Origin of the sequence: Nostoc sp. 'Peltigera membranacea cyanobiont' 232 (genome assembly GCF_002245985.1) — a bacterium.
Taxonomy (GTDB): Bacteria; Cyanobacteriota; Cyanobacteriia; order Cyanobacteriales; family Nostocaceae; genus Nostoc.
Window position 1 is genome coordinate 1 of sequence record NZ_NOLK01000254.1, and the last position, 6,652, is coordinate 6,652.

Annotated in this window: 4 protein-coding genes; 1 reads left to right on the forward strand and 3 read right to left on the reverse strand. The window is 41.2% G+C overall.

What is annotated here, in order from left to right:
- Positions 1-106: 106 nt before the first annotated feature.
- From CDG79_RS38075 to CDG79_RS38085, 3 genes are all read right to left on the reverse strand, one after another.
- On the reverse strand, positions 107-1,027 hold the full coding sequence (locus CDG79_RS38075; RefSeq protein WP_094346699.1) for an alpha/beta hydrolase: 921 nt from the start codon (positions 1,025-1,027) through the stop codon (positions 107-109).
- Between the two features lie 43 nt (positions 1,028-1,070).
- Complete coding sequence (locus CDG79_RS38080) at positions 1,071-2,036, reverse strand: class I SAM-dependent methyltransferase (RefSeq protein WP_094346700.1); 966 nt, start codon at positions 2,034-2,036, stop codon at positions 1,071-1,073.
- Between the two features lie 738 nt (positions 2,037-2,774).
- Positions 2,775-4,424: a hypothetical protein gene (locus tag CDG79_RS38085; RefSeq protein WP_094346701.1), complete on the reverse strand. Its 1,650-nt coding sequence runs from the start codon at positions 4,422-4,424 to the stop codon at positions 2,775-2,777.
- An 88-nt stretch (positions 4,425-4,512) separates the two neighbouring features.
- Between CDG79_RS38085 and CDG79_RS38090 the strand changes: the two genes are divergently transcribed.
- Positions 4,513-6,652, forward strand: a 2,140-nt coding sequence (locus CDG79_RS38090; RefSeq protein ID WP_094346702.1) for an alpha-mannosidase, incomplete at its 3' end; no start/stop codon positions are given.

A 6,652-nucleotide genomic window follows, 5' to 3' on the forward strand; every position in this document is an offset into this window, starting at 1 on the left:
AAGTTCTTTCCCCTCTGCCCCTCTGCCCCTCTGCCCCTCTGCTCTATCAAACGCCTGAAGCTTGTGAGAAATGCGGGTTACAGTGTGTGGCTTCTAGCCGTTTAAGCTAAAAACTAGGAAACTCTAACTCACCACTTCCTCGTACTAACTGTGCTGTCTGGGGTGATAGGTGTGCCTCCAACCAATCTTCCAAATCAGCCATTACCTCTGGATAATTGAGGTCACGCTGAATTTCGTGATAGGCTTCTGGATACTCAATTCTCAGCTTATCTTTACAGTTTACCCGTTGATAAAAGATATCGCTTCCCGCAGGTAAAGCCACTCGGTCTGCACCACCGTGGAGAATCAACAATGGTAATTGCCAATCCCCTGCGTGAGCATTAATCCAATCAAGTGTTGCAAAGAATTCTGTAGCTAAACGGGCAGTAGCTAGGGTATGTCGCAGTGTATCCTGAGCGATCGCTGCTAAAACCTGCGGATCTCGTGAACCAGCACTAATGTCAATGCCTGTATTTAGGGTGAAACGCGGCCACACCCGTGAGAGCATTTTTCCTAAAAGCACTCGAATCGGTGAAATCCCAACTTTCCCCAAGGTTGGCGCAAGAGCGATCGCACCTTGCAAAACTGATGCTTCTTGGGGATAACGCAGAATATAATCTAAGACAATCACCCCACCTAAACTATGACCCAAAAGAAAAATTGGGCATCCAGGATTCTGAGTCTGAATTAACTGTAAAAAGGCTCCTAAGTCTTCGCGAAACTCACTCCAAGCGTTGATGTAGCCTTGCTGACCTGGTGAGCGTCCATGACCACGCAAGTCTAAGCCATAAACAGCATATTGCTTGGGTAGCAAATGTTGAATTACATTACTGTAGCGATCGCTGTGCCCTCCCAGTCCATGCACAATCGCTAATATTGCCCGTACTTTACCCTCTGGATGCCAGCTTTGGTAATACAGGTCACATCCTCCCACACCTTGAAATCTGCCTTCTCTATGAGAAGCTATGCGATCGCTATGGTCAATCATCTGGTTAATTTTTTACGTATTTTCAGAACAAAGAAGAGGAATTCTATTTGATTTTTGAGGAGAGCTTTAATTCCACTAATACAATATCTGCGGCAACACTTCTATTAACTCGCTCGCGCCTTAATTGATCGAAGAATATTTTCAAAAATAAAGTAGGGTTTTTTATAATTTCTTGGAATAACTTCAACTTAGATACTGTTTGATTTTTTCCAAATTTAGATAAACTAAAATTGTTTGTTGTTCTTGCTATCACAGAGTTTGCAGGTGGCATATAAAATTTTATCTCACAACCCAATTGATGTGCTAGTTCTTCGTAAGATTTTTTACTCCAGCGTAGCAGATGATGTGGTGGGTGATTTAATATATCAAACCAATCTGACTCAACCGACATAGGTGAATAAGGAGTGCTGATAAATATGCTACCCATCGGTTTAAGAACAGAAAACATTGACGCAATAAACTGCTTTGGTTGACTAATATGTTCTAAGCAATGAAAGGACAATATATAGTTAAACCTTTCATGAGAAAATTTATTGTAAAAACTCTCAATTGTTTCACAATAAACTTCAAATCCTCTAGCCTGACATTTTTCAACAGATTTTAGAGTTGTATCCAAGCCAACTATACGAGTATTTGAAAGTTTTTTGACAATTTCAAGAAAATTCCCTCCTCCACAGCCCACATCTAAGATAGAAATCGAATTCTGTTTTTCTCGCTGATTTATTTGCTCAATTACAGGCAACCATTCCCATCTAGATTCTGGATAATAACCTACTCTAGTAGTAACCCATTGGTAAAATGACTGGCTACCAGCTTCGAGAGGGAAAGAATATTCAAGCGAGCAATTTTTACATTGCTGGATCTCATAGTCTATTATTTCAATTTTTTCTGGAGGCTTTTCAGCAAAATAATCTTCTAATTCGCTCATAATATTATTTCTAGACAATGAACGAATATGGATTCCTTCGTTACCACAAATAGGACATTTATTTGAAATATTTTTAGTCATGATTATGATTCATATATATATTGATTCATCAAATTTTATCCTGATTCTTTCACATTGAATGTAGCCGAATATTTTAAAATATTCGACTTAGGGACTTCCAATTAAAAAAATATCCAATTTTGTAGGGTGCGTTAGCGACAGCGTAACGCACCGCCAGATATCTCGGTGCGTTACGGCTTTCGCCTAACACACCCTACTGTATATTTTATTTTTTGGAAGTCCCTTAACGCTCACACCGAAGTAATCTTCCCGCAAGGAGGCTTTAATTATTCTGGCTCTTGAATTCTGAATAATTGTGAATATTATAATAGGTTATTAAAAAATATCTTCCAGCTTATACCAATTTTCCAAAATTAGGTTATAGATATAAACAGGAGTCAGAATTCAGAATTCAGCATTCATAATACTCTACACATAAAGGGATAGAGTATTAGTAAGGAATAATGTTTAAAATTTGTTTCGCCCACAAGGGGCAAGGTTTTAAACCAATATTCAGACGCTCGTTCGTGTAGCGTCTCCCCTTGGGAGAAGACTCGCTCTAAGCGTTGGCGCAGCCTCTCGTAGAGAAGCTATGCCGCAGGCTTTACGCTGCGCTATAACCCAGTCGTACAGAATTCATGCTGTTAGCGGATAGCTAAGGTTTAGCCCATTCTGACTCCTGAATTCTGAATTCTTCTTGATAAACCTGTAAACCCGGATTAAATTTGCTGTTTTAGATTACAAAATTACAAACTAGTATTATTTTCCCTGCCATAGTTGTCGTAACGACTGAAAAACCTTTACAAATCTTTCTTCTAGCCAGAGCATAGCATAATCAACCCATGCCAAAATTTGCTCTAAGGGGTGCTTCTCATAGCCTGTTGAAGTTGCTTTAGTTTCTATCCAATCTGGTTGTGCCTCAACTTGACTACTTTGATGAAATTGCTGTTGTAAAATTTCACCTTTACGACTCTCGCTTTTAGTTTGAGAAATGCGGGCTTGGGTTTGTTTTACAGAGGCAACTTTTCCAGATGTTTTTTGATTTGAGACAAGACTACTAGTTGGTTGTTTCCTTCGTACCAAACCAGATCCGATTTTAGGTTGTTTTACAGTTAAATTCTTTTGTGGAAAATGCCTTACTGATAAACTTGCCGCTAAAGCAGGATTTTTGACTTCAGATAGTGTAACTGACTTGTCAGTAATGGTTTCGGTGTCCCCAAATAAATCCCCCCAGGTTAGCCAAGGGTCAACAACTAAATCCTGGTTCTCTAACAGAGGGCTATTAGACAAGGCTTTTCTAAGGCGTGACGAGAATAGTTTACCTGGGAATCGCTCATCACTAGTTGTTGGCTCAAGTGTTTTTCTATTACCAACACCAAAAAAGTAATTAAGCGCCGCCTCAATCAAAGCCTGAAGATTTAATGTATGAGTTTCCAAACCATCAGTATTAGTTGCAATTTCTCCATTAGCAGCTAATTGCTCTTTGCCATAAATAAATATATTTAACTTAGTTTGGGCAACTTGAACAATTTCTTGGCTACGCTCTTGCACAGGGACTAAAGCATTTGACTCTAACTTAGCAACGGCTATATCTAAAAAGGCCAATAATCTGTCTTTTTTAACTAAATCTTTTGGTATTCCCCGATCCAAAACTGGAATTTTAGTTGTATCGCCCTCAGTGAGCTTTACTAATAAACGATCGATTTGCGGTAATAACTCCGTTTCTTTTTTAGCTATAACCAATCGCCAATACTGCCAGTAATTAGCAACTTCGTTAATAATTCTTTCTTCTAATTTTGCCTGCTGCTGGGGTGTCAAAATATCGAGAATTTCATTGTCGGTAGTAACAAGTACTAAACTACGATTCATCAAATTTGTGGCAATTCCTCGCACTACTGGAAAATCTTGTTTGGAAGCGTTCTCTAGCTGTGAAGGATGGAGAATTACCGCTTGATTTTCTGTAATTGTTGAGGATTTAGTAAGACTAACGTTATTTGTTGAGTTCTTATAAACGAATTTCAGCCGAAAAACTCCTAATAAAGCCAGGGCATTGAAAGGTTCAGATGTTTTTGCAGGAGTAAAGGTGGTTTCATCTGACAACAGATAATTGACTGCTTCTAGTACTTGTTGAATGGGGTTATCAGCATTTGGAATTTTGGACTGGAAATCGGTATCATTTGGTTGTAACTTTAGTCTAGTTTGCGGTTCTTTGGTCTGTAGCGTTTTTCCAGATGATTCAGATGACTGAAACAGTAGATACACTGGGTAAAGTAGTGCCTCCACACCCCACTTAGTGGCAACTTGCAAATGCCGGAAGGTGTGTTCCCACTGTTGTGTCACCCGCCGAGATTGCTGGTGGACAAAGTTAAATAGTCTGCTTTGATAACGACCAGAGGAACCAGAAGACATAAGTAGTAATTTTTTAGTTCAAGTCTTGTTAAGTTGTGAGACTCGCGCCAAACAATAAAAACAACCAACACCTCATCTTAGCGAATATATGACCCCGATTGTCTCTCAATGCCATACCAAATTTATCTCACAAGCAATTGAGCAACTACGCTCTTTTTGTCAAGTTAATCTTCAGTCTAGCTGGCTATATCAGGAATCTGACCTGATTATTACCGATGTTGTAGCTACTGATTTGTCTCATTGGCAACCTGTCGAGTTGAATGCTAAAGAACATATCGTTTGGACAGGCGGGAAAAAAGTGCTATGGCTAGTGCAAAGATTGGTGGTTCCCCAAGATTTACAGGGTTATCCCTTAACTGGGTTATCTTTGCGGCTGGCGCTGGTTTGGTGGGCAGATTCTGCTGAGATTTACGTGAATGGGGAGTTAGTGCTGGAGGGTGATTTATTCGATTGTTCGCCTAGAGTGCTTGTGAGTCAGGGGGTAACACCAGGGGAAGAGTTTATTGTGGCTTTGCGGTTAGAGAGTCCGGGACATTGTGATGGTGCTTTAGTGCGATCGCTCCTAGTGTATGAGTCTACTGTTGATAATAATCCCGATCCGGGTTTTGTGGCTGATGAGTTAGCTGTGATGCAACTTTATTTGGAAAAGTTTACACCAGAGAAGTTAGATGTTTTGGCGACGATGGTGGCAGAAGTTACGAACCGCAGAGGCACAGAGGACACAGAGGAAGAGAAGGGATTAGTAAAGTCGTTTTTGTCTCTACGTCAAAATTTAATTCAATCCGACATCTTAGCCCCCCTTTTGAAGGGGGGTTGGGGGGATCAAAAATCTAAAATTTTCTTATTGGGTCATGCTCACTTAGATTTAGCATGGTTATGGCCTGTGAGTGAAACTTGGAATGCGGCGCAAAACACCTTTGAGTCGGTTCTGAAGTTGCAAGCAGATTTTCCTGAGTTAATTTTCTGCCATTCCACTCCCGCCCTTTATGCTTGGATTGAGGAACATCGCCCAGATTTGTTTCAGGCGATTCAAGCACAGGTAGCTGCTGGACGTTGGGAAGTTGTCGGCGGGATGTGGGTGGAACCGGAACTCAATCTAATTGCTGGTGAATCAATAGTCCGTCAACTATTGTATGGTCAACGCTATATTCAGGAAAAATTTGGCCAGCTTTCGACTATAGTATGGGTTCCAGATTCTTTTGGTTTCTGTGCAACTTTACCGCAGTTTTTCGCTAATGCCGGAATTGAGTATTTTGTCACTCAGAAGTTGCGGTGGAATGATACTACTAAATTTGATTATGGGGCTTTTTGGTGGCGATCGCCTGACGGTAGCGAAGTCTTTAGTTTGATGTCTGCACCTATCGGTGAAAGCATTGACCCAGTTAAAATGGCATCATCCGCTCTGGAATGGCAATCCCAAACTGGTTTATCAGAATCCCTCTGGCTTCCCGGTGTCGGCGACCACGGCGGCGGTCCCACCCGTGATATGTTAGAAACCGCCCAACGCTGGCAAAAGTCGCCTGTTTTCCCAGACTTAGAATTCACGACGGCTGAAAAGTATTTACAGCAAATCAGTAAAGGAGTCAGGAGTCAGGAGTCAGGGGTCAGAAGTTCTGATTCTCCATCATTCCCTACTTGGAATGACGAACTATACTTAGAATTCCATCGTGGTTGCTACACTACCCACGCAGACCAAAAACGCTGGAATCGTCGTTGTGAAAATTTATTATATCAAGCTGAACTATTTGCTACCTTGGCAACCGTAAGCTGTGGTGTGACATATCCCAAAGCAGAAATCGAAGCAGCTTGGAAGCAGGTGTTATTTCAACAGTTTCACGATATTTTACCTGGTTCTTCAATTAATCAAGTTTACACAGATGCTTTAACCCAGTGGCAGCAAGTAGAACAAGTCGGAACGAAGATATTACAGGAATCACTTTTTGCGATCGCATCTCACATTACCCCATCGGAACCACCAAAACCTGATAGTTTGCCTATTTTCATTTTCAATTCTCTCAATTGGCAACGCTCTGAGGTAGTCTCTGTAGCCTTACCCACACCAGAAGAATGGCAGATTTACGATACTTCTGGAAAGCAGCTTGTCTCCCAATCATCTGAACCATCAACCCTACTATTCTTCGCCCCCGAAATCCCACCCGTAGGCTACCGCATATTTTGGCTTTCCCCTCCATCTCCTTCATCCCCTTCATCCCCCCCATCCCTCCCAG